The following is a 20,917-nucleotide window of genomic DNA, read 5'->3' on the forward strand; positions in this document are numbered from 1 at the left end:
GCCTGGCGTGTTATTCTCAATGCACCTGAATGGTTTCAGTGCTGTAACCTGTTGTTAATTAAGGGTTATTCTCATAACTTTTAATTAACAATTGGTTAATAATTTGAGGGGGTCACATTGACTACGCCATTGAAAAAGATAGTAATTGTAGGCGGCGGCGCAGGTGGGCTGGAGCTGGCTACGCAACTCGGCAAAAAGCTGGGCCGTGGCAAAAAAGCCAAAATTACGCTGGTCGATCGTAACCACAGCCATCTGTGGAAACCGCTGCTGCATGAAGTGGCCACCGGTTCACTGGACGAAGGTGTTGATGCCCTGAGCTATCTGGCGCATGCGCGTAATCACGATTTCCAGTTCCAGCTGGGCTCCGTGATGGATATCAACCGCGAAAGCAAAACCATCACCCTGGCCGAGCTGCGTGACGAGAAAGGCGAGCTGCTGGTGCCTGAGCGCAAGCTGCCGTACGACACGCTGGTGATGGCGCTGGGAAGCACCTCGAACGACTTCAACACGCCAGGCGTGAAAGAAAACTGCATCTTCCTGGATAACCCGCATCAGGCACGTCGTTTCCATCAGGAAATGCTGAACCTGTTCCTGAAATACTCCAACAACCTCGGTGCGAGCGGCAAAGTGAACATCGCGATTGTCGGCGGCGGGGCGACGGGCGTTGAGCTTTCAGCGGAACTGCACAATGCGGTGAAACAGCTGCACAGCTACGGTTACAAAGGGCTGACCAACGAAGCGCTGAACGTGACGCTGGTCGAAGCGGGCGAACGCATTCTGCCTGCGCTGCCACCGCGTATTTCCGGCGCGGCGCATAACGAGTTGACCAAAATGGGCGTGCGCGTTCTGACGCAAACCATGGTCACCAGCGCCGATACCGGCGGCCTGCATACCAAAGACGGTGAGTATATTCAGGCCGATCTGATGGTCTGGGCGGCGGGTATTAAAGCACCTGATTTCATGAAAGAGATCGGCGGACTGGAAACCAACCGTATCAACCAGCTGGTAGTGGAGCCGACGCTTCAGACCACACGCGATCCGGACATCTTCGCCATCGGCGACTGCGCCTCCTGCGCACGTCCTGAAGGTGGATTCGTGCCGCCGCGCGCGCAGGCCGCGCACCAGATGGCAAGCCTGGCGCTGCACAACATTCTGGCGCAGACCAAAGGCAAAGCGATGAAGTCCTACGTCTATAAAGACCATGGCTCGCTGGTCTCCCTGTCTAACTTCTCCACCGTGGGCAGTCTGATGGGTAACCTGATGCGCGGCTCGATGATGGTTGAAGGGCGTATCGCGCGCTTCGTTTACATCTCGCTGTACCGTATGCACCAGGTGGCGCTGCACGGTTACTTCAAGACCGGGCTGATGATGCTGGTGGGCAGTATCAACCGCGTGATCCGTCCTCGCCTCAAACTGCACTAATCTTTCAGTCCCTCCGGCTCCCGGAGGGACTTTTTAGCATTTCCTGCTGACAATCTTCGTCAGAGTGCTTAAGAGTTCTCTGAAACGCGTGCCTTTTCATTTTACCTCTCTCTTTTTGAGCGTTATTCCGATTGGCGAACACACTCTTCGATTGCAAAATTGTTACCAATAGCAACAAAGGAGGAAGCCCCGTGAATAAATCTATGTTGGCGGGTATAGGGATTGGCGTGGCTGCAGCGCTGGGCGTGGCAGCAGTGGCCAGTCTGAACGTGTTCGAACGCGGCCCGCAGTATGCTCAGGTTGTTTCTGCCACCCCGATTACCGAGTCGGTGAAAACCCCTCGTCAGGAGTGCCGCAACGTGGCGGTGACTCACCGTCGTCCGGTACAGGATGAAAACCGTATCGCAGGCTCAGTGCTGGGTGCGGTTGCCGGTGGTGTGATTGGTCATCAGTTCGGTGGGGGACGCGGGAAAGATGTCGCGACCGTCGTCGGCGCACTGGGTGGCGGCTATGCCGGTCACCAGGTTCAGGGCGCGATGCAGGACAACGACACCTACACCACGACGCAGCAGCGTTGTAAAACGGTGTACGACAAATCAGAAAAAATGCTTGGCTACGATGTGACCTACAAGATTGGCGATCAGCAGGGGAAAATCCGCATGGATAAAGATCCTGGCACGCAGATCCCACTCGACAGTAACGGTCAGCTGGTTCTGAATAACAAGGTGTAAAAAAAGCGGTATTATTAATTTGGCTCCTCAAACGCTCAGGCTGAGGAGCCTTTTTTTTACCTGTCAGAAGGTCAGGGCGTAGTTCAGACCGAAGGTGCGTCCACGGCCTTTATACTCGTACAGCGCCGCATTCCCGTAGGTTGGGCTGTAGAGCAACGGAGCGCGTTGTCCCCAGACGGTGGTGTACTCTTTATCAAGCACGTTTTCGACGCTAAACGACAGTTTGCCGAGCGGAAGCTGGTAGCTGCCGATGAAATCAACGGTGTTATAACCGTTCAGCTTATTGCCCGCCGCATCGCTCAGATCAAAGGCCTGCTGCGTTTGCAGGCGCAGCGCCCACGGCTCCGGTGCCCAGCCGACGTAGGCCGTCGCTTTGGATGGCGACGCCTGAGTCACATCCCATTTTTCCCAGGAACCGTTGGTTTTAATCTCTGACTTCAGGACGTTAACATTCCCACCGAGACTCCAGTCGCTCTCAGGAATGAAGTAATCCACTGCGCCTTCCACACCGTAGATGCGCCGGTTCTGCGGATTCACGTCGATAGTCATGTCAGCGCGGTTGATATCAATGGATTTATCCGACAAGGAGTAATAGGCCGCAATCTGTGTGCGCAGCTGGTCGCCCGTAAAACGCCAGCCCAGCTCGTAGGAGTCGACCTTAATCCCTTCGAGCTTCGCATCGTTCGGGTTAACGCTTTTCAGCAGCGCCAGATGGCCCTGGGCATCAGGTTTGCTATAGCTGCCGTTACCGTAATATTTTCCCGGGTCAGGCAGTTCCACGCCCTGAGAGAAGTTAAACCAGACCTGCTGACGCTCGGTCAGGTGCGCCAGGATCCCGGCGTTAAACAGGAAATTATCGTAATCCGTTTTCCCGCCCGGAATAGCATCCGCAGAGCGTGCGCCGCCTTTGGCAATGGTCTGCTGCTGGGTATAGCCGATGAAATCATCGACGCGGTTTTCCGTCCACTGATAGCGCACGCCGCCGCTGAGGGTAAACACCTCGTTAATGTCATAGCTGTTTTGCAGGAACGGAGCGAAATTGGTGATGCTGTAGCCCGGATAGCGCCCGGTGCTGTAGGCCGACTGATTATTCATCCCGCCGGAAGGGACGGAATCGGCGAGGTCGAAGAACATCTGGTTGGAATCGAAGGTTTCATGGTCGGCATCAATACCCCAGGTGAGCTGCCAGCCGTTGAGCGGAGTGCTGTTCAAGGTCAGCTTCGCGCCGTACTGATCCGTGTTCTGCTCGGAGGCGGAGAAACTGGTGATGTCACCTTTGGCCACCGTCGGGAACGGGTAAAAACGCAGGGATTCGTCGCGATAATAGATCTGCCCGACCAGCTCCTGGCCCCAGAAATCCGTATCGGAATATTGCAGGCTGACGAGATGACGCTCGGTGCCAGGAATACGATCTGAGCTAAAGCCTTTGGACGTGCGGGCCGTGCCGTTCCCGGTCACGGCGCTCATGTTTTTATCCAGATAAAGCCCGTAATCGTCGTCGCCCTGGCTTTTGTAATACTGAGTCACCAGCTGCAGCTGACGGGTCTCATCAATTTCAATGGTGCCGGTTCCCATCACATCCAGACGATCGGAGTGTTGCAAACCCGTCTGGGTGTTGTCGAAGGTCAGCGCATCGCCATTTCCATCGTACCAGCCGCCGAAGCGCTGATACGCCACAGACAGACGACCCGAGGCGTTATCATTGCCGCCGCTGACGGCCGCCGCCACGCGCTCGTCGCGATCGTCACTGTTGTTAAAGCCGCTTTTTCCGCCCAGTTCCAGATCGACCTGGGTCTCCGGCTGACCTTTTTTGGTGACGATATTGATCAGCCCGCCGGTACTCCCGCCGCCATAGAGTGACGTCGAGCCGGAGATGACTTCGATATGTTCGATATTAAACGGATCAATGGAATCGAGCTGGCGGCTGTCGGTTCGCGAGGAGTTCAGCCGTACGCCGTCAATCAGCACGACGATCGCGCGACCACGCATGTTCATGCCATAGTTGGTGCGCCCCTGGCTGCTGACGTCCATCCCCGGGATCAGCTGGCCGAGAATATCTTTAAACTCTTTCCCGCCCTGGACCTGCTGTTCAATCTCCTGACCTTCAATGATCCACGTGGTCTGCGCCATTTCGGCGACGGTGCGGTGGCTGCGGTTGGCGCTGACAACCAGATTTTCTTCGTTCTTTTGTTCTGCATACAGCGGCATTGCGATGGTCAGCAGGACAGGGTTGAGCACCCAGAGGCTCTTTTTCATCATCATTCCTTGTTGAGCTTTTGCTCTTTGTTATCGGCAGGTCAAATCACACAATGGAAACATTGTGAAACAAATGTAAACGCGAATTTTGCCGATAAAGAGTCTCATTATCAACCCGCTGAAATAAGAGGGTTTACAGGCGCGAACGTGAAAACGAGAGGGGAAAAGGGGAATGAAAAAGTAAAGGGCGGTTTCCCGCCCTGATAATCAGAGTTTCAGCAGTTCAGGCCACAGGCGTAGCGTGGTGCGAGAGATACTTTGCAGCTTTTCAAGGCTTGCGCCTTCACGCGCGCTGATCGACATCCCCTGCAGGACGCAGCTTAAAAATTGCGTCAGTTCGACGGTATCGCAGTGCGCCGGAATTTCACCCCGCTTTTGGCGTTGGCTTAAAAACGCGCCCAGAGTCTCTTCCTGCATGGCGTGGCGCGATTTCACGGTATTCGCAATGTCTTTCGACGCGGCGGCAAGCGTGGCGGAGGTGTTAATCATAAAGCAGCCCGCAGGCGTGTCTTTGCTGGTAAAGCAGGCGGAGATAGCCGCGAAATAATCCTGCAAAGCCTGTTCAACGGTTTTCTCTTCACAGAACAGCTGGGCTTCATGTTTGGCCGCAAAGCGCGCGATATAGCGATCCAGCACTGCGCGGAACAGGCCTTCTTTATTGGTGAATTCTGCATACAGCGTGGGGGCTTTCGCACCTGTCGCTTCGACCAGGTCGGAGAGCGAGGTGGCTTCATACCCATGCTGCCAGAAGAGTGTCATGGCCTTATCGAGCGCCGCATCCCTGTCGAACACTTTCGGTCGGCCACGGCTTTTTTTTGCGCAACTCGTGACGTCGGTTGTCATGTGCCGTTGTACCTTTGTTGGTTTGTTGAATGATCATTATAAAAATAATAGCCTGCGCCGACCAGCACTCATTTCACAAAAATAAATTAATCATATGGGTATGAAAAATAAGAGGTTTAAAATTAATTTAACGGTCATTATAAAATTATGTTGACGTGTGACGTGGATCACAACTATCATTTACCTATCGATCGTTAAGTAAATAACTAACGACCTCCCAAATTCATCTGTTAAAGGCTAATTATCATGAAAACCATCAATACCCTCATCGCTGCTGCTGTACTGAGTTCTCTGTCATTTGCCAGCTTCGCGGCTGTCGAAGTGCAATCCACCCCTGCTGACCAGCAGAAAGTGGGCACCATCTCTGCCAACGCAGGGACCAACCTGAGCTCACTGGAAGATCAGTTAGCGCAGAAAGCCGACGCCATGGGCGCGAAATCTTTCCGCATCACCTCTGTGACCGGTCCGAACACCCTGCACGGTACTGCGGTTATCTACAAATAAGCCTGGCTTAACCCTCATAAAGCCACTGCTAAAAAAAAGGCCCTGCGATTTCGCAGGGCCTTTTTTGTCTCTTATGCTTTAGAGCGCTTGCTGAGCCACGTCGTGATGCGGCGTCACATCCACCGGCATACCCGAGCGCACGTCCATCGCTTTTTCCATCACCGCGCTGTCCGCGCGCGCTTTGAAGTTTTGCATCGCTGCGTTCAGGACAATCGGCAGCGTTTGCGGATCGTCGCCAATGTTTTTCGACAGCGGCTGGTGGACCTCCACCAGACGTTTTCCGCCCGGCTCTTCCGACACTTTTATCGGCGTATTGATGATATTGACCTTCGTGCCTGGGGTAATCACGCGGAAAAGCGTCTCGATATCGCCGTCGCGCAGGCGAATACAGCCTGAGCTGACGCGCATGCCGATGCCAAAGTCCGCGTTGGTTCCATGCAGCAAATAGACGCCGCCGTAGGCCGCGAGGCGAATCGCGTGATGGCCCATTGGGTTATCCGGACCTGCCGGAACCACAGCGGGCAGATCAATGCCCTGGGCTTTATAGCGCGCGCGAATATTGGCCGTCGGCGTCCAGGTTGGGTTGGCGCGTTTATCCGAAACAGTGGTCACCATGGTCGGCGTTAAGGTGTCGCCGCCCAACTGACCAATTCCGATAGGGTAGACCGTCACCTCGTTTTTACCCGGCGGGTAATAGTAGAGGCGCAGTTCGGCGAGGTTAATCACCAAACCTTCGCGCGGCGCGTCAGGTAACAGGGTTTGTAACGGGATGGTCAGCACGCTGCCAGGGCGTGGCACGTAGGGATCAACGCCCGGGTTAGCCTGCAATAACGCCAGAAAACCGACGTTATATTTTTTGGCTATCGCCTCCAGCGAACCGCCGTCATTTTCTACGACGTGAAAACGATTTTCGCCCACCAGACGACTTCCGGCAGGAGGCAGCGGCCAGGTATTCGCACGCGCGGGCAGGGCGAGGGCGACGGTCGCCGCGAGGGCAATCAGGGTTATCCAGCGAGTAAAACGCAGAGTCATCATCACTCAATTCCATGGAAATACTAAGGTTATTGTTATTCAAAAGTTAATTGATGATTATGACCAGGGGGCGTGTCGGGAAATCAGGAGAAGTGCAAAGAGTTTGTAAATTAATGGTCGGGCGGTGATATCGCCGCCCGGCCACGAGATTACGCCGCCGCGTTCTCTTCGAGCTGGCGCATAAAGTTACGGACCCATTCCATCCGCGTTTTGCGGTCGCTCAGTTCTTGCATGAACTTCAGACGCGTCGGGCCATCAAGGCGGAAGTGTTGCGGTTGCTTCTGCAGCAGGCCGATGAGCCACATTGGGTCGACGTGGTTCTTCTCGGCAAACTCAATCACACCGCCTTTATCATTGCCTTCCAGCTTGCGAATGCCCAGTTTCTGAGCCAGCTGGCGCAGACGCGCGATATCCAGCAGATTGCGCGCTGCATCCGGCAGCAGGCCAAAGCGGTCAATCAGCTCGACTTTAATCTCCTCAAGCTCCGCCTCATTTTTAGCACTGGCGATGCGTTTGTAGAATGACAGCCGCGTGTTGACGTCCGGGATAAAATCGTCCGGCAGCAGGGATGGCATCCGCAGTTCGACTTCCGTTTGCTGGCTGGTGAGATCTTCCAGCGATGGTTCGCGTCCCTCTTTCAGCGCATCGACGGCGTTTTCCAGCAGCTCCATGTAAAGCGAGAAGCCAATGGTTTCCATCGATCCGCTCTGGTCTTCGCCGAGCAGCTCGCCTGCGCCGCGGATCTCCAGATCGTGGGTCGCCAGTGCAAAACCTGCACCCAGATCTTCCAGCGAAGCAATGGCTTCCAGACGCTTTTGCGCGTCAGTGGTCATCGCTTTCGGATGTGGCGTCAGCAGCCAGGCGTAGGCCTGATGGTGAGAACGCCCGACACGACCGCGCAGCTGGTGAAGCTGTGCCAGACCAAAGTGATCGGCCCGTTCGATAATGATGGTATTCGCCGTCGGAATGTCGATCCCGGTTTCGATAATGGTGGTACAGACCAGCACGTTGAAACGCTGGTGATGGAAATCGTTCATCACCCGCTCCAGCTCGCGCTCGCGCATCTGGCCGTGGCCGATGGCAATGCGCGCCTCCGGCACCAGTTCCGCCAGCTTATCCGCCGCTTTCCGGATATTTTCCACGTCGTTATAGAGGTAGTACACCTGGCCGCCGCGCAGGACTTCTCGCAGAATCGCCTCGCGCACTACCAGGCTGTCGTACTCGCGGACAAAAGTTTTCACCGCCAGACGACGGGCCGGTGGAGTGGCAATGATCGACAGATCGCGCATCCCGCTCATCGCCATATTCAGCGTACGCGGGATCGGGGTCGCGGTGAGGGTCAGGATATCGACATCCGCGCGCATCGCTTTGATCCGTTCTTTGTGACGCACGCCGAAGCGATGCTCTTCATCGACAATCAGCAGGCCCAAATCTTTCCACTTCACGTCGCTTTGGAGCAGCTTGTGGGTGCCGATCAGAATGTCGATTTTACCTTCGCTGGCCTGCTCCAGAATCTGCGTCTGCTCTTTGGCGCTGCGAAAACGCGACAGCATCTCAATACGCACCGGCCAGTTGGCAAAGCGGTCGCGGAAGTTGTCGTAATGCTGCTGCGCCAGCAGCGTGGTGGGCACCAGCACAGCAACCTGTTTGTTGTTTTCGACGGCGAGGAAGGTCGCGCGCATCGCCACTTCGGTTTTGCCGAAGCCGACGTCGCCGCACACCAGACGGTCCATCGCCAGCGGCTGACACATATCGCTTAAGACAGCGTTAATGGCCTGAGCCTGATCCGGCGTGGTTTCAAACGGGAAGCTGTCGCAGAACAGCTGATACTGATCTTTATCGTGTTTGAAGGCGTAGCCGGATTTCGCTGCGCGCTGGGCGTAAATATCCAGCAGCTCGGCCGCCACATCACGCACTTTTTCGGCGGCTTTCTGCCGCGCGCGGGTCCAGGCATCGCTGCCCAGTTTATGCAGCGGGGCGCTCTCTTCCGCGCCACCGGCATAGCGGCTGATCAGATGCAGGGAGGAGACCGGGACATAGAGTTTTGCGTCACCGAGATAGGTGATCATCAGATATTCGGCGGTGATCCCGCCCGCTTCGAGGGTGGTCATTCCCGCGTAGCGCCCCACGCCGTGCTCCAGGTGCACAATCGGCTGGCCGATGTGCAGCTCGGCCAGGTTACGAATCAGCGTGTCCGGGTTAATGGTGCGACGGTTGTCCTGTCGACGACGCGCCACGCGCTCGCCAAGGAGATCGCTTTCGCAGATCAGCGCCCGATTATTCAGGGTATCGATAAAACCGTGCTCGGCAGAGCCAATCATCAGATAGCGGCCGTTATCGGCGGCTTCGTCGAGACGCAAGATCCGTTTTGGCGACACTTTGATGCGCGCCAGCAGTTCACCCAGCGCCTCGCGACGGCCCTCACTTTCGACCGAGAAAATCACCGGGCCGGTAAAGGATTCGAGGAACTTGCGCAGATTATCCAGCGGCGATTTTTGCTGCGCCTGAACGGACAGGTCCGGCAGCGTCTTAAACGCCAGGTTAGTGTTCGCGGCTTTGTCCGGCAAACTCTCCGTCTTGAGCTGTACGCGCGGCCATTTTTTCAGCTCTGAAAACAGTTCGTCGGTGCGCAACCACAGCTGCTCTGGCGGCAACAGCGGGCGCATCGGGTCAACGCCACGGTTTTCAAAACGGGCGCGGGTTTCGCTCTCAAAGCGGGTGGCGCTGGCGTCGAGATCGCCGGTATTGACGAGCAGGGTTTTGGCCGGGAAATAGCTGAACAGGGCCGGAAGCGGCTCGCTAAAGAACAGCGGCTGCCAGTATTCAATGCCTGCGGGCAGGGTGCCTTTGCTCACCTGCTGATAGATATGCTCGGCGTCACGCTTCACATCGAACTTATCGCGCCACTGGCTGCGGAACAGTTCGATGGCGGTTTTGTCCGTCGGGAATTCGTGGGCAGGCAGTAAATTGATCGCCTCAACCTCTTCCAGCGTGCGCTGGGTGTCCGGGTCGAATACCCGCAGGCTGTCGATTTCATCATCAAAGAAATCCAGACGGTACGGCTGATCGCTGCCCATCGGGTAGAGATCCAGCAGTGCGCCGCGCGTGGCGTATTCGCCGTGCTCCATCACCTGATCGACGTGGCGATAGCCTGCGCTGTCGAGCTGCGCACGCAGGGCATCGCGCGACAGGCGCTGGCCTTTTTTCATCACCAGCGCGTGGCCGTGCAGGTAGCTGTGCGGACACACGCGCTGCATCAGGGTATTCACCGGAACGATCAACACCCCGCGCTGCATCGACGGCAGCTGATAGAGGGTGGAGAGGCGCGAGGAGATAATCTCCTGATGGGGGGAAAAACTGTCGTAGGGCAGGGTTTCCCAGTCGGCCAGGTTAAACACCAGGCTGTCGGTAAACTGGCGGATCTCGTCGTGCAGACGGAGCGCGTTTTGCATATCGGGGGCAACCAGCACCACCGGGCCCGCGTGGCGCTCAGCGATCTCTGCGACCAGCGTGGCGCAGGCGGCGCCCGTCAGTTCGCCTAGCTGGCGCTGGTCACCCGCTTTGCCGGGCAGGGAATAACGGTATTGTTCAGGCATGGCTTTGTCAGAATCTCTTATGGATATATACCCTAAACACAGTATTGGGGCATATCACTGATACGCAATGTCTTTATTATCCTTGATCGTTTTACATTAGCAAACCGGAACCGCACACAGGGTGAATTCGCCCTCGAATGAGGGCGAGGGGAAGCATTATCGGGTCGCCTCAACCGGCGCGAGACGGGCGGGAGGGGCAAAGAAAAGGTCGCCAAACAGCGCGCTGGAGACTTTTCGCGCGCCCAGTCCGAACAGCGTACAGACCAGCAGGCTGACGAACGGATAGACCAGAATCAGGGTCAGTTCCGCCCAGACCGGCCAGTTGCCGCCGTTAAGTTCGCCAATCAGGAACAGGCTAAAACCTTCGATCAAAATGCGATGCGTGGTGTAGATCGCAATGGTGTTCGAGCCGACGACGTTCAGCAGATTATTCGGGTGGACGGCGTAACGCTGCTCGATGCTGTAAAACAGTTTCATAATCAGCAGAATCGACAGAAGCGACAGCAGCAGGGGAACGTTGGCAAACCACAGCACCACGGAGACCCCACCGAACGCCACTATCGGCAGCCAGTAGCGGCGTATCACCATGCCTTTCATCCACTCCATCAGCTGCGCGCCGTACCAGGCACCGAGACTGTAGTAGATCATGTTACGCACCACGCTGTTCATGCCCCACCAGGGCAGCGGCAGGAAGTTAATCGCTACGCTCGCCAGGGCCAGCACCGCGAGCACCGGCAGTTTCCAGCGGCTGAGCAATTTACAGAGGGTGAAATAGACGATCAGCGCATACAGATACCAGAGGCTGGTGCTGGCGGTGAGCATGCCGCGAATAAATTCGCTTATCGAACCGGCGTAGGCGGCGTTGGAAGAGGTGGCTAATTCACGCTCCGGCGCAAGCCAGGCGTTGATATGGCTCAGCGCCTGCCACTGCAACACGCCCCACAGCGCCAGTACCCAGACGATGCTCCAGATCCGCTTGTCGAAGCTGACCCGCCAGCCGACGTCATCAATGTAGCGACGAATCAAATAGCCCGAAATGAAGAAAAACACCGGCATGCGAAACGGTGCGAGATAGAGATTAAAATAGACCCAGCATTTGGCGAGCAGACCGGAAAGCGGATGCTGTAGCCCGCTTAGATGAGGATAAAAGGTGATCACCGAGTGGTAAATCACCACCAGGCAGATGCACAGCCCTTTTATCTGATTAATCCATAATGCTTTTTGTTTCATCGGTCTTTAATACCTGTTTTGCCATAAAGAAGGCGTTAATCCTGGGCGAACCGGCGTTAGATGTAATCAGTAAGAGTCTGTATCAGGACGATTTTCAGAAAAGGTGGAGAAGGGCGCGGGCGTAATGAGAGGCCGATCGACAAGTAGCCTGATGATTTTTCTTGTTTTTTCGCCAAAATCATTACCAAAGCTTACGGTTTCAGTCATTTACGCTTAACGGATTCGCTTATATACTCGTGGGTCTGCTATCAGCAACCAGACGGATTTCATGTACCAACCTGTCGCACTCTTTATAGGCTTACGTTACATGCGTGGGCGCGCCGCGGACCGCTTCGGTCGCTTTGTCTCCTGGCTTTCTACTATTGGCATTACGCTTGGCGTGATGGCTTTAGTGACGGTTCTGTCCGTGATGAATGGCTTTGAGCGCGAGCTGCAAAACAACATCCTGGGACTGATGCCGCAGGCGGTTCTCTCTTCCTCTCAGGGCTCCATTAATCCGCAACAGCTGCCCGAAAGCGCCGTGAAGTTACAGGGCGTCAGCCGTATTGCGCCGCTGACAACGGGTGACGTGGTGCTACAAAGCGCGCGCAGCGTGTCGGTGGGAGTGATGCTGGGCATCGATCCTGCGCAGAAAGATCCGCTCACTCCGTATCTGGTTAACGTCAAACAGACCGATCTTGAGCCAGGCAAATACAACGTTATTCTCGGCGAGCAGCTCGCCGGACAGCTAGGCGTCAACCGTGGCGATCAGCTGCGCGTGATGGTGCCGTCAGCCAGCCAGTTCACCCCGATGGGGCGCTTGCCGAGCCAGCGCCTGTTCAACGTGATCGGCACCTTCGCCGCTAACAGCGAAGTCGACGGCTATCAAATGCTGGTGAATATTCAGGACGCGTCCCGCCTGATGCGTTACCCGTTGGGTAACATCAGCGGCTGGCGTTTGTGGCTCAACGAACCGCTGAAAGTGGACGTTCTGAGTGAGCAAAAACTTCCGGAAGGCACTAAATGGCAGGACTGGCGCGAGCGTAAAGGCGAGCTGTTCCAGGCCGTGCGCATGGAAAAGAACATGATGGGCCTGCTGCTGAGCCTGATCGTCGCCGTTGCCGCGTTTAACATCATCACGTCGCTTGGCCTGATGGTGATGGAAAAGCAGGGCGAAGTGGCGATCCTGCAAACCCAGGGACTGACGCCGCGCCAGATTATGGCGGTGTTTATGGTTCAGGGGGCGAGCGCCGGGATTATCGGGGCGCTGCTGGGTGCCGTACTGGGTGCGCTGCTCGCCAGCCAGCTCAATAATTTGATGCCGATTATCGGCATTCTGCTCGACGGTGCCGCGCTGCCGGTGGCGATCGAGCCGCTGCAGGTCGTGGGTATTGCGCTGGTCGCGATGGCCATTGCGCTGCTCTCTACGCTTTATCCTTCCTGGCGCGCCGCCGCCACTCAACCCGCTGAGGCTTTACGTTATGAATAAGATCCTGTTGCAATGCGACAACCTGTCCAAACGCTATCAGGAAGGCACCGTGCAGACCGATGTCCTGCATGAGGTCAGTTTCAGCGTAGGCGAAGGCGAGATGATGGCGATTGTCGGTAGCTCCGGCTCGGGCAAAAGTACCTTGCTGCACCTGCTGGGCGGGCTGGATACGCCGACCTCCGGCGATGTGATTTTCTCCGGCCAGCCGATGAGCAAAATGACGTCGACGGCGAAAGCCGATCTGCGTAATCAGTCTCTTGGCTTTATCTACCAGTTCCACCACCTGCTGCCTGATTTCACCGCGCTGGAAAACGTCGCGATGCCGCTGCTGATTGGCAAAAAGAAACCGGCAGAGATCAACACCCGCGCCAGCGACATGCTGAAAGCCGTTGGCCTCGGCCACCGCGGGAACCATCGTCCGTCTGAACTCTCCGGTGGCGAACGCCAGCGTGTGGCAATTGCCCGTGCGCTGGTGAATAACCCGCGTCTGGTGTTGGCGGACGAACCGACCGGTAACCTTGACGCGCGCAACGCAGACAGCATTTTCCAGCTCCTCGGCGAACTGAACGCCTCCCAGGGAACGGCGTTCCTGGTGGTGACCCACGATCTGCAGCTGGCGCGACGCATGAGCCGTCAGCTGGAGATGCGTGACGGTCGTCTGACGGCGGAACTGACCCTGATGGGAGCCGAGTAATGGCGTCATCGTTATCCTTATTGATCGGTATGCGCTTTAGCCGTGGCCGCCGTCGCGGCGGCATGGTGTCGCTGATTTCCGTGATCTCTACCGTGGGTATCGCGCTCGGCGTGGCGGTGCTCATCGTCGGCTTAAGCGCGATGAACGGCTTTGAACGTGAGCTGAATAACCGCATTCTGGCGGTGGTTCCGCACGGCGAAATTGAACCGGTGAATCAGCCGTGGACCCACTGGAGCGAGGCGCTCACGAAAGTGGAAAAGGTGCCGGGCATTGTGGCCGCAGCACCTTACATCAACTTTACCGGCCTGGTGGAGAGCGGTGCGAATCTGCGCGCCATTCAGGTGAAAGGGGTGAACCCGCAGCAGGAAGCGCGTTTGAGCGCGTTGCCACAGTTTGTGCAGAACGGCGCGTGGGCGAACTTTAAAGCGGGTGAGCAGCAGATTATCATCGGCAAAGGTGTCGCGGATGCGCTGAAGGTGAAGCAGGGCGACTGGGTGTCGATCATGATCCCGAACGCCAGTGCCGATCACAAACTCCAGCAGCCGAAGCGCGTGCGTCTGCACGTTACCGGGATTTTAGCCCTGAGCGGGCAGCTCGATCATAGCTTTGCGATGGTCCCGCTGGACGATGCGCGTCAGTACCTGGATATGGCGGACAGCGTCACCGGTATCGCCATTAAGGTCAACGACGTCTTCAACGCGAATAAACTGGTGCGCGACGCCGGTGGCGTGACCAACAGCTATGTCTATATCAAAAGCTGGATTGGCACCTACGGCTATATGTATCGCGATATCCAAATGATCCGCGCCATTATGTATCTGGCGATGGTGCTGGTGATTGGCGTGGCCTGTTTTAACATCGTCTCGACGCTGGTGATGGCCGTTAAAGACAAGAGCAGCGACATTGCCGTTCTGCGCACGCTGGGCGCGAAAGACGGTCTTATTCGTGCCATTTTCGTCTGGTATGGTCTGCTGGCGGGTCTGTTTGGCAGCCTCTGCGGCGTGGTGATCGGCGTGGTGGTTTCCCTGCAGCTGACGCCGATTATCAACGGCATTGAAAAGCTGATTGGACATCAATTCCTGTCGGGTGACATCTATTTTATTGACTTCCTGCCGTCTGAATTGCACTGGCTGGACGTTATTTATGTGCTGGTTACAGCACTTTTACTGAGTCTGCTGGCAAGCTGGTATCCAGCGCGTCGCGCAAGCCGAATTGATCCGGCGAGGGTGCTAAGTGGCCAGTAATTACGTCATGATTTAGCGGTTTTCGGGCCGCCAAATCAGAAAGAGGAATGCGTTATGTATTATGGATTTGATATTGGCGGCACTAAAATTGCGCTCGGCGTATTTGATGAACAGCTCAAATTGCAGTGGGAAACCCGTGTTCCCACGCCACGCGACAGTTACGACGACTTTCTGAACGCGATCGCCGCCCTGGTGACCGACGCAGACACCCGTTTTGGCGTCAAAGGCTCCGTGGGGATTGGTATTCCGGGGATGCCGGAAACCGACGACGGTACGCTCTACGCCGCCAACGTGCCTGCCGCCAGCGGCAAACCGTTGCGCGCCGATCTCTCTGCTCTCCTTGAACGCGATGTGCGTCTCGACAACGATGCCAACTGCTTTGCCCTCTCCGAAGCCTGGGACGATGAGTTCCGTCAGTACCCTTTAGTCATGGGGCTGATTCTGGGGACGGGCGTCGGCGGCGGGATTATCATTAACGGCAAGCCGATTACCGGTCGCAGTTATATTACCGGTGAGTTCGGCCATATCCGCCTGCCGGTGGATGCGCTGGAGGTGGTCGGGCGTGATTTTCCCCTGACCCGCTGCGGCTGTGGGCAGCACGGTTGCATTGAGAATTATCTTTCTGGTCGCGGGTTTGCATGGCTTTACGAACACTTCTATCATCAGAAACGTGAAGCGCCGGAAATCATCACCTTGTGGGAGCAGGGCGATGAACAGGCCCGCGAACACGTTGAGCGCTATCTTGATCTGCTGGCGGTGTGTCTGGGCAATATTCTGACCGTTGTCGATCCCGATTTACTGGTGATCGGTGGCGGATTATCCAACTTTTCGGCGATCACGGAGCATTTGTCCGGGCGACTGCCCCGACATTTGCTGCCGGTCGCCCGCGTACCGCGTATTGAACGTGCGCGTCATGGGGATGCCGGAGGCATGCGCGGTGCGGCATTCCTTCATCTCACCCGTTAGTTATACGAGGTTTTTATGCTGTCGCGTCGGTTAGGTCGACTGAGCCGTTTTCGCAAAAATAAACGCCGCCTGCGTGAGCGCTTGCGCCAGCGGATTTTTTTCAGAGACAGGGTGATGCCAGAAGGTATGGAAAAGCCAAGAGTCGTGGTACTGACCGGGGCGGGGATCTCCGCCGAGTCCGGGATCCGGACGTTTCGCGCCACGGATGGATTGTGGGAAGAACATCGCGTCGAAGACGTAGCAACGCCGGAAGGCTTTGCCCGTAATCCTGAACTGGTGCAGACGTTCTATAATGACCGCCGCCGTCAGCTACAGTCGCCGGAGATTGCGCCCAATGCAGCGCATCTGGCACTGGCGAAGCTGGAAGAGGCGCTGGGCGACCGCTTTCTGCTGGTGACGCAGAATATCGATAACCTGCATGAACGCGCCGGGAATCACAATATCATCCACATGCACGGCGAGCTGCTGAAAGTGCGCTGCGCGTGGAGCGGTCAGGTTCTCGACTGGACCGGTGATATCACGCTCGATGACAAGTGCCATTGCTGCCAGTTCCCGTCACCCTTGCGTCCACACGTGGTGTGGTTCGGCGAAATGCCGCTGGGTATGGACGAGATCTACAGCGCGCTGGCGATGGCAGATGTGTTTATTGCAATTGGCACGTCAGGGCATGTCTATCCGGCGGCAGGTTTTGTGCACGAAGCACGGCTGCACGGTGCGCACACGGTTGAGCTGAATCTGGAACCGAGCCAGGTCGGCAGCGAGTTTGAAGAGAAACAGTATGGTCTGGCGAGCGTTGTGGTGCCAGATTTTGTCGAAAAGCTCTTGAAGGGATTGTAATTTTCCCGGCCCTCTTCTGATGGAAGAGGGCCGGTTAACGCTAACGGCCTGCTTTTAACTTCTGATAATACTCTTCATAAATGCGGCTTGCGTCGCCCACATCGTTTTGCCATTCGCCTTTCTTCACGGTTTCCGCATCCGGATACAGTGATTTATCGTTCGCCACCTCAGGGCTGAGCAGCTTGCGTGCCGCCAGATTTGGCGTCGGATAGCCAATGGTTTCCGCCACCTGTTTTGCCACTTCAGGACGCAGCAGGAAGTTAATCAGCTTCATCGCACCGTCGACGTTTTTGGCGTTAGACGGAATCGAGAGGCTATCCATCCAGAAGATCCCGCCTTCTTTCGGCCAGACGACCTGTAGTGGCGTACCGGCCTGACGCGCGACGTACGCAGAACCGTTCCACACCATCCCCAGATTCACTTCGCCTTCCATATACGGGTTAGCCGGGTTATCGGAGTTAAACGCTGCCACGTTTGGCATCAGCTTTTTCAGCTCGTTATAGGCCGCTTCGATCTCTTTCGGGTCGGTGCTGTTACCGGAATAGCCCAGTTTGCGCAGCGCCATCTGGAACACTTCGCGCGCATCGTCCGTCAGCAGCAGGCTGCCTTTGTACTCCGGTTTCCACAGGTCAGCCCAGCTGGTGACGGTTTTCGGGTCGATCTCGTCGCTGTTTACACCGATGGCGGTTGCACCCCAGATGTAGGGGATAGAGTAGTCATTATTCGGGTCGAACGGCTTGTTCAGCATCTCCGGATCGAGGTTGCCGAAGTGGGTTAATTTCGTCTTGTCGATCTTCTGGATCATGCCCTCTTTGCGCATTTTGTCGACGAAATAGGTGGAGGGCACTACTACATCATAGGCGCCGTCTTTGTAGGTTTTGAGCTTGGCGTACATGGTTTCATTCGACTCGTAGGTCGAATAGATCACCTTGATCCCCGTCTCTTTGGTGAACTGTTCAAGCAGGCCTGGCGGCACATACTCGGTCCAGTTGTAGAAGTAGAGCGTCTTACTGTCGTCCGCGTGCGCGGCGCTCATGCCGATTGCGAGAGCACCTGCCGCGAGCAGGTGGCGTGACCATTTTTTCATTTTAACGTCCCCTGAGATTTCGTTGTATCACGAGCAATAATCTGGCTGGCAATCACCATCACCAGCGATAACACCAACAGAATCGTCGCCAGCGCGTTCACCTCCGGTGATACACCGACTTTCACCATTGAGTAGATCTTCAATGGCAGAATTTCATAGCTCGGCCCGGTGACAAAGGAAGAGACCACCACGTCGTCCATCGACAGCGTGAAGCTCAAAAGCCATCCGGCAGCGACCGCAGGCATTGCCAGCGGCAGAATGATTTTGCGCAGAATGGTCATCTCACTCGCCCCCAGATCCTTCGCCGCTTCGAGCATTCGCACGTCAAAGCCCTTCAGACGCGAGTAAACCGTCACCACCACGAAGGGCAGGCAGAAGGTGATGTGCGAAAAGAGCAGCGACCAGAAGCCAAGCTGCAGGCCGATGAGCATAAACAGCACCAGCAGTGAAATCGCCATCACGATATCCGGCGACATCATCACCACAAACAGCATCCCGCTGACGAAAGGTTTACCACGAAAACGGTAGCGATAGAGCGCTACGGCGGTCAGTGAGCCAATCAGCGTGGCGAAGGTCGCCGACGCGATCGCCATCGTCAGAGAGTGCTGTGCCGCCTGCAACAGGCTGTCGTTGTTCATCAGCAGGCTATACCAGTTGGTGGTAAAGCCCTGCCAGTTGATCCCGAAACGTGAACTGTTAAACGAGTTCACGATCAAAATGATAATCGGAATATAAAGATAGGCGTAAATGGCGGTCATGAAACCGCCACGCAGCAGACGACCGATCATTCGAGATCTCCCTGTTTATTCAGCCAGCGGGAGGCGCGCCAGTAGACGAGCAGCATCAGGCCCATCACCACCGTCAGCGTAATGCTGGTGGCAGAGCCGAACGGCCAGTCGCGAATGTTCAGGAACTGACTTTTTATCACGTTGCCGATCAGCAGATTTTTCGCACCGCCCATCAGATCGGAGACGTAAAACAGCCCCATCGCCGGGAGCATCACCAGCAGACAACCGGCAATAATGCCCGGCATGGTCAGCGGGATGATGATCCTGAGGAAGGTTTGCAGTTTGCTGGCACCCAGATCGCGTGCCGCTTCGAGCAGCGGTTTGTCGAGCTTTTCGATACTGGAATAGAGCGGCATCACCATAAACGGCAGCAGAATATAGACCAGACCGATAATCACCGCGCTCGGAGTAAACATGATGCGGATCGGCGTATCAATCACCCCCAGCCACAGCAGAAACTCGTTCAGATAGCCTTTGGTACTAAGGAAAATCTTCAGGCCGTAGATGCGAATCAGCGAATTGGTCCAGAAGGGAACAATCAGCAAAAACAGCAGCAGCGGACGAACTTTTTGCGGCAGCCGGGCCAGAAACCAGGCGAAGGGATAGCCCAGCACCAGGCAGGCGAGGGTCGCAATCAGCGCCATGTTGAGTGAATGTAGCAGGACCTCAAAGTAGAGCGGGTCCAGCAGGCGTGCGTAGTTATCCAGCGTAAAGACCAGCTTGACGAAACTGGCGTCGTCGCGGGTCAAAAAACTGGTGCCAATGATCATCAGGTTGGGGAGGAAAACAAACAACACAAGCCAACCCACGATCGTGGCGATCACCACATTCTGGAATTTACTGGTGTTCTTCATCGGCCAGCACAACCTCCCAGCTCTCTACCCAGTTAACGACCATTTTCTGATCGAGCGGATGGTCAAAGTCCGGATCGTCCTCGTTAAAGAACTCGCTGACCATCACCATTTTGCCGTTTTCCAGCTCAACCACCGACTCCAGCGTCATCCCTTTGTAGTTACGCTCGCGGATGTAGCCAATAAGGCCTTCCGCCTCGGCGGTGTCGTGGATTTCATCGACGCGCAGATCTTCCGGGCGCAGCATCACGTTGAGTTTCTGGCCCTTTTCGACCGCAAAATTAACGTAAATATTGCACTCGCGACCTTCGACGCTGGCGCGCACGCGCTGCTCGTCGAGACGCTCAATGACCGTAGCGTCAAAGATATTGATCTCGCCAATGAAGCTGGCCACAAACAGGTTTTTCGGCTCTTCGTAGATTTCACGCGGCGTGCCATCCTGCTCAATCTTACCGTCGCGCATCACCACGATACGGTCCGACATGGTCAGAGCCTCTTCCTGATCGTGGGTGACGAACACAAAGGTAATGCCGAGCTTACGCTGCAACGCTTTCAGCTCGTTCTGCATCTGTTTGCGCAGCTTGTAATCGAGTGCGGAGAGGGACTCATCCAGCAGCAGCAGGCGGGGTTTGTTGACCACGGCGCGCGCAATGGCAACGCGCTGTTGCTGCCCGCCGGAGAGCTGATGCGGTTTGCGTTGGGCGAACTCGTCGAGCTGAACCATCCGCAGGGCATCGTTCACCCGTGGTGTTATCTGATCGGCAGGGGTTTTCTGCATGCGCAGGCCGAATGCCACGTTTTCGAACACGGTCATGTGCGGGAAAAGGGCGTAGCTCTGGAAGACGGTATTAACGTGACGATGTTCAGCGGGAACATCGGTGATGTTCTGATTTTCGAGATGAATATGGCCGTTGTCGACACTTTCCAGTCCGGCAATCAGGCGCAGAACGGTTGTCTTGCCGCAGCCCGAGGGGCCGAGCAGCGTGAGAAACTCACCGTTATTGATAGTCAGGTTAAGATCGTCAATGACGGTTTTACCATCGAAACTTTTGCTGATCCCCGACAGAAGAACCAGCGGTGACAGTGTTCCCGGTTGTGTATTCAATTTTTGGCGCTGTCCCATATAAACGCGTCGGTGGGTTTACCGACTGCGGGGTTTGTGTGTAACCACCTTGGTGACTCTTAATGAGGGCGGTCATTCTACGGCAAACCACTGAAATCACCAATCCTTGTGACTGATTGATAAGCTACATTTATTAACGAATCACGACAAAATCGAAAATATTCTCGTTTACGGGATAAAAGTGACCTGACGCAATATTTGGGTTTTGATGCTTACTGATAATGTTGTCACAAAAAGTGAGGGTG

General features: G+C 55.8%; 17 protein-coding genes. 8 read left to right on the forward strand and 9 right to left on the reverse strand.

Features of this window, described 5'->3' with window-relative positions; all coding sequences use genetic code 11:
- The first annotated feature begins 117 nt into the window (after window positions 1–117).
- Entirely contained in the window at window positions 118–1,422 is a 1,305-nt protein-coding gene (locus ABIE11_RS00680; protein WP_100780570.1) for an NAD(P)/FAD-dependent oxidoreductase, read from the forward strand.
- A gap of 191 nt (window positions 1,423–1,613) precedes the next feature.
- A complete protein-coding gene (locus ABIE11_RS00685; protein WP_100780569.1) occupies window positions 1,614–2,153 on the forward strand; it encodes a glycine zipper 2TM domain-containing protein in 540 nt (179 codons plus the stop codon).
- 63 nt (window positions 2,154–2,216) lie between these two features.
- Here the strand turns inward: ABIE11_RS00685 and ABIE11_RS00690 are convergent, their stop codons facing one another.
- Both ABIE11_RS00690 and comR read right to left on the reverse strand, forming a co-directional pair.
- Window positions 2,217–4,409 carry a TonB-dependent siderophore receptor gene (locus tag ABIE11_RS00690; RefSeq protein WP_429183550.1) on the reverse strand — a complete coding sequence of 731 codons (2,193 nt, stop codon included), beginning with the start codon at window positions 4,407–4,409 and terminating at the stop codon, window positions 2,217–2,219.
- Window positions 4,410–4,616: 207 nt separating this feature from the next.
- Window positions 4,617–5,252 (reverse strand): TetR family copper-responsive transcriptional repressor ComR, encoded by a 636-nt coding sequence (gene comR / locus ABIE11_RS00695; RefSeq protein ID WP_100780567.1) that lies wholly within the window; start codon window positions 5,250–5,252, stop codon window positions 4,617–4,619.
- Between the two features lie 246 nt (window positions 5,253–5,498).
- Here comR and bhsA point away from each other — a divergent pair, with 246 nt between their 5' ends.
- On the forward strand, window positions 5,499–5,756 hold the full coding sequence (gene bhsA / locus ABIE11_RS00700; RefSeq protein ID WP_100780566.1) for a multiple stress resistance protein BhsA: 258 nt from the start codon (window positions 5,499–5,501) through the stop codon (window positions 5,754–5,756).
- Between the two features lie 78 nt (window positions 5,757–5,834).
- Here bhsA and ldtC read toward each other — a convergent pair whose 3' ends face one another.
- From ldtC to ABIE11_RS00715, 3 genes are all read right to left on the reverse strand, one after another.
- Entirely contained in the window at window positions 5,835–6,794 is a 960-nt protein-coding gene (gene ldtC, locus ABIE11_RS00705; RefSeq protein ID WP_102103455.1) for a L,D-transpeptidase LdtC, read from the reverse strand.
- 143 nt (window positions 6,795–6,937) lie between these two features.
- Window positions 6,938–10,384, reverse strand: a complete 3,447-nt coding sequence (gene mfd, locus ABIE11_RS00710; protein WP_429183552.1) for a transcription-repair coupling factor — start codon at window positions 10,382–10,384, stop codon at window positions 6,938–6,940.
- 156 nt (window positions 10,385–10,540) lie between these two features.
- The gene (locus ABIE11_RS00715; RefSeq protein ID WP_420171272.1) at window positions 10,541–11,614 is read right to left on the reverse strand and encodes an acyltransferase family protein; all 1,074 of its coding nucleotides are present in this window, start codon (window positions 11,612–11,614) and stop codon (window positions 10,541–10,543) included.
- Window positions 11,615–11,882: 268 nt separating this feature from the next.
- Between ABIE11_RS00715 and lolC the strand changes: the two genes are divergently transcribed.
- The 5 genes from lolC to cobB are packed head-to-tail and all read left to right on the forward strand — an operon-like array spanning window position 11,883 to window position 16,823.
- Window positions 11,883–13,082, forward strand: a complete 1,200-nt coding sequence (gene lolC, locus ABIE11_RS00720; RefSeq protein WP_100780562.1) for a lipoprotein-releasing ABC transporter permease subunit LolC — start codon at window positions 11,883–11,885, stop codon at window positions 13,080–13,082.
- Window positions 13,075–13,776 carry a lipoprotein-releasing ABC transporter ATP-binding protein LolD gene (gene lolD, locus ABIE11_RS00725; protein WP_100780561.1) on the forward strand — a complete coding sequence of 234 codons (702 nt, stop codon included), beginning with the start codon at window positions 13,075–13,077 and terminating at the stop codon, window positions 13,774–13,776. Before lolC ends, lolD begins: the two co-directional genes overlap by 8 nt.
- Window positions 13,776–15,020, forward strand: coding sequence for a lipoprotein-releasing ABC transporter permease subunit LolE (lolE, locus tag ABIE11_RS00730; RefSeq protein WP_107703863.1), 1,245 nt, complete (start codon window positions 13,776–13,778; stop codon window positions 15,018–15,020). Before lolD ends, lolE begins: the two co-directional genes overlap by 1 nt.
- A gap of 54 nt (window positions 15,021–15,074) precedes the next feature.
- On the forward strand, window positions 15,075–15,986 hold the full coding sequence (gene nagK / locus ABIE11_RS00735; protein WP_429183554.1) for an N-acetylglucosamine kinase: 912 nt from the start codon (window positions 15,075–15,077) through the stop codon (window positions 15,984–15,986).
- Between the two features lie 15 nt (window positions 15,987–16,001).
- A complete protein-coding gene (cobB, locus tag ABIE11_RS00740; RefSeq protein WP_102103460.1) occupies window positions 16,002–16,823 on the forward strand; it encodes a Sir2 family NAD+-dependent deacetylase in 822 nt (273 codons plus the stop codon).
- A 40-nt stretch (window positions 16,824–16,863) separates the two neighbouring features.
- Here cobB and potD read toward each other — a convergent pair whose 3' ends face one another.
- The 4 genes from potD to potA are packed head-to-tail and all read right to left on the reverse strand — an operon-like array spanning window position 16,864 to window position 20,672.
- On the reverse strand, window positions 16,864–17,910 hold the full coding sequence (gene potD, locus ABIE11_RS00745) for a spermidine/putrescine ABC transporter substrate-binding protein PotD (protein WP_102103461.1): 1,047 nt from the start codon (window positions 17,908–17,910) through the stop codon (window positions 16,864–16,866).
- Window positions 17,907–18,698, reverse strand: coding sequence for a spermidine/putrescine ABC transporter permease PotC (gene potC / locus ABIE11_RS00750; RefSeq protein WP_100780556.1), 792 nt, complete (start codon window positions 18,696–18,698; stop codon window positions 17,907–17,909). Before potC ends, potD begins: the two co-directional genes overlap by 4 nt.
- Window positions 18,695–19,552: a spermidine/putrescine ABC transporter permease PotB gene (gene potB, locus ABIE11_RS00755; RefSeq protein ID WP_102103462.1), complete on the reverse strand. Its 858-nt coding sequence runs from the start codon at window positions 19,550–19,552 to the stop codon at window positions 18,695–18,697. Before potB ends, potC begins: the two co-directional genes overlap by 4 nt.
- Window positions 19,536–20,672 carry a spermidine/putrescine ABC transporter ATP-binding protein PotA gene (gene potA, locus ABIE11_RS00760; RefSeq protein ID WP_102103463.1) on the reverse strand — a complete coding sequence of 379 codons (1,137 nt, stop codon included), beginning with the start codon at window positions 20,670–20,672 and terminating at the stop codon, window positions 19,536–19,538. The genes potB and potA overlap by 17 nt, the downstream gene beginning before the upstream one ends.
- Between the last annotated feature and the right edge of the window lie 245 nt (window positions 20,673–20,917).

It is taken from the genome of Lelliottia sp. 489, from assembly GCF_050435885.1.
Taxonomy (GTDB): domain Bacteria; phylum Pseudomonadota; class Gammaproteobacteria; order Enterobacterales; family Enterobacteriaceae; genus Enterobacter; species Enterobacter nimipressuralis.

Bases quoted from the DNA above. Each gene is read 5' to 3' on its own strand.
- potC (WP_100780556.1), bottom strand. From the start codon at position 18,698: ATGATCGGTCGTCTGCTGCGTGGCGGTTTCATGACCGCCATTTACGCC.
- ABIE11_RS00690 (WP_429183550.1), bottom strand. From the start codon at position 4,409: ATGAAAAAGAGCCTCTGGGTGCTCAACCCTGTCCTGCTGACCATCGCA.
- mfd (WP_429183552.1), bottom strand. From the start codon at position 10,384: ATGCCTGAACAATACCGTTATTCCCTGCCCGGCAAAGCGGGTGACCAG.
- potB (WP_102103462.1), bottom strand. From the start codon at position 19,552: ATGAAGAACACCAGTAAATTCCAGAATGTGGTGATCGCCACGATCGTG.
- lolD (WP_100780561.1), top strand. From the start codon at position 13,075: ATGAATAAGATCCTGTTGCAATGCGACAACCTGTCCAAACGCTATCAG.
- comR (WP_100780567.1), bottom strand. From the start codon at position 5,252: ATGACAACCGACGTCACGAGTTGCGCAAAAAAAAGCCGTGGCCGACCG.
- potD (WP_102103461.1), bottom strand. From the start codon at position 17,910: ATGAAAAAATGGTCACGCCACCTGCTCGCGGCAGGTGCTCTCGCAATC.
- ABIE11_RS00715 (WP_420171272.1), bottom strand. From the start codon at position 11,614: ATGAAACAAAAAGCATTATGGATTAATCAGATAAAAGGGCTGTGCATC.
- potA (WP_102103463.1), bottom strand. From the start codon at position 20,672: ATGGGACAGCGCCAAAAATTGAATACACAACCGGGAACACTGTCACCG.
- lolC (WP_100780562.1), top strand. From the start codon at position 11,883: ATGTACCAACCTGTCGCACTCTTTATAGGCTTACGTTACATGCGTGGG.
- nagK (WP_429183554.1), top strand. From the start codon at position 15,075: ATGTATTATGGATTTGATATTGGCGGCACTAAAATTGCGCTCGGCGTA.
- lolE (WP_107703863.1), top strand. From the start codon at position 13,776: ATGGCGTCATCGTTATCCTTATTGATCGGTATGCGCTTTAGCCGTGGC.
- cobB (WP_102103460.1), top strand. From the start codon at position 16,002: ATGCTGTCGCGTCGGTTAGGTCGACTGAGCCGTTTTCGCAAAAATAAA.
- bhsA (WP_100780566.1), top strand. From the start codon at position 5,499: ATGAAAACCATCAATACCCTCATCGCTGCTGCTGTACTGAGTTCTCTG.